The following is a 2,017-nucleotide window of genomic DNA, read 5'->3' on the forward strand; positions in this document are numbered from 1 at the left end:
GGCAAAGTGAATAACCGAAGGTTTGGTTAAGTCACTGTCTTCCAGTATTTTCACAATTAATCTCACCCATTGGTGAGAGTTTGCTCCAGCCTGGTCAACCATTTTTGAATGGATTGACTTGAGTAGTTCAGTGACCTGATCTTCATCGCTGTTAGACAATATTTGTTTGACCGCCTCCGACATTGATTCATAAATATGCCAGTCTTTGCGAGTCATAGTATCTTTCCATGACTTCCCGAAATGGCTCAATGCGTTTGTCCCCAGCGACTCTGTCAACCAGGCCACAGTATCTTTCCATGGCTTCTCGAAATAGCTCAATGCGTCTGTCCCCAGCGACTCTATCATCGAGACGCCCATGGCAAAGCCGGTTAAATCATTTCTCTCCCAGAGATTCCTGATTATACTGGAGAAACTTAGATTCGCTTCTCGCCATGCACTTTGGGTATCAAGGTTTTTTTTCAGTTCCCCGAGGCTCATAGCACAAGCTTTAGCCAGATCTTGCTGCTGTGCTGAATCAGCACCTTTTAGCAGGGCTTTCAAGTGACCCTTAATCGTCCTTAACACAGTGCCGGGATCATCGACCTTCCTGACAGGCTGAAAATTGTAGGTAATTTTTGTCTTCTCTGCGCCTGCCCCGCCCAAATTTACCGACTCCCAGGTTTGGCCTTTATCCGGGGAATACTCTGCAAAGTGGTGGATAAGGCTTGTAACTTGCCGACATGGAATCCCGAAATAACGACAAAGCGCTATAAAAACAGGTACACGATGACGACAGCTACCCTGCCGCTGGGTTACCAGGAAATGAAAGAAACTCTTTTCGCGATTTGGTTTAGTCTTACCGGAAAACTGTTGGCAATACTCCGTGATTGCCTGAATGCGTTGTGTCGTACCATGAGCGTTTGCTATTTTCCGCAAAGGCTTCCGTATTTCGGAGGGCTGTTGGCCAATATTCGTAAACAGTCCGTCCAGTACTTTTTTCATCCCTTCTGAACAGCGGGTGTCAAACCGTATTGATCGATCTGTTCGGGCTTCTTTAAGCGATGATTTTCTTTCCTGTGCTCTGGCTTCTACGACATAAGTCACCTGAATACTCTGGTCGGCTCTGGCCTCCGGAACAAACAGTGTGTGAAGCCCGGTATATCCACCCCTGATCAGGGTAAATGCCAAATCGGGTTCGATACGCAGGGCCACGATATAGTCGTCAGGCGTCAGGCTGGGCAATATACATTCGCTATTCTCCGATGAACATTTAAAAGTCCCCAGCGTTTGATTGCTGGCTAATGTTACTTCCTGGTCATGCTCCGGCAACCGGGCAGGCATGAGGGTTTCGACCCTCTGCATCAGTTGATCACTGATCTCGAACAGTTCGATGTCACCCTCAGCGGTCACATTAATATCATCTAAGCAAAAGCGATACATTCTGGAAGAAGGTTCCTGCGTAGCAAAAATTATATGGTCATCACAATGATTTGGCTTGCGGTTCTCATAGTTCGTGTCCCAGTCCAATGTTAAAGTATATTTTACCTGGACTGCCGGATCGTATTGTTCAGAATTGTCAACCCTGTGGTTCGGCTGACCATTTATCTGATGCCAAAACGCAGGCCACAATTGAACGGTATTGGAATTCCATATCCTTATCCGCAGATCAGCTTCCTCAAGATAAGGCTGGGAAGCAGGTAATTTAAGCGTTTGTTCCTCTTCTTCCGTCAGGGGAAATACGCTATTGGCGTCAATGCCCGTCTGGTCAAACGTACGGTTAAACCAGCTTTGCTGCCAGTGTCGGTACAGTGCCCGGGTGAGAATATCGTCCGACTGATCCGGGGTCAGGGAAAGACCGGATGCCTGCCAGCTGGCCTGAGCCACCCTTTTGATAACTTCTGTTTTGGCCTCCTCTTCACTCAGAAGGGTATTAATGCGAATTTCATGGCGTTTTTCATTAGTGCTGTTGCGATCACTTTGTCGTATCAACCACGGATGATCAATGCTCGATACCGTTTCGCAGAGCCATTGGATCAGC

At 47.3% G+C, this 2,017-nt stretch carries 1 protein-coding gene; it reads right to left on the reverse strand.

From position 1 onward, the window contains the following. The coding region (locus tag KDK19_RS04180) for a transglutaminase-like domain-containing protein (RefSeq protein WP_257291387.1) at positions 1-2,017 on the reverse strand (2,017 nt) is incomplete at both ends.

It is taken from the genome of Endozoicomonas sp. ONNA1, from assembly GCF_024606325.1.
Classification (GTDB): Bacteria; Pseudomonadota; Gammaproteobacteria; order Pseudomonadales; family Endozoicomonadaceae; genus Endozoicomonas_A.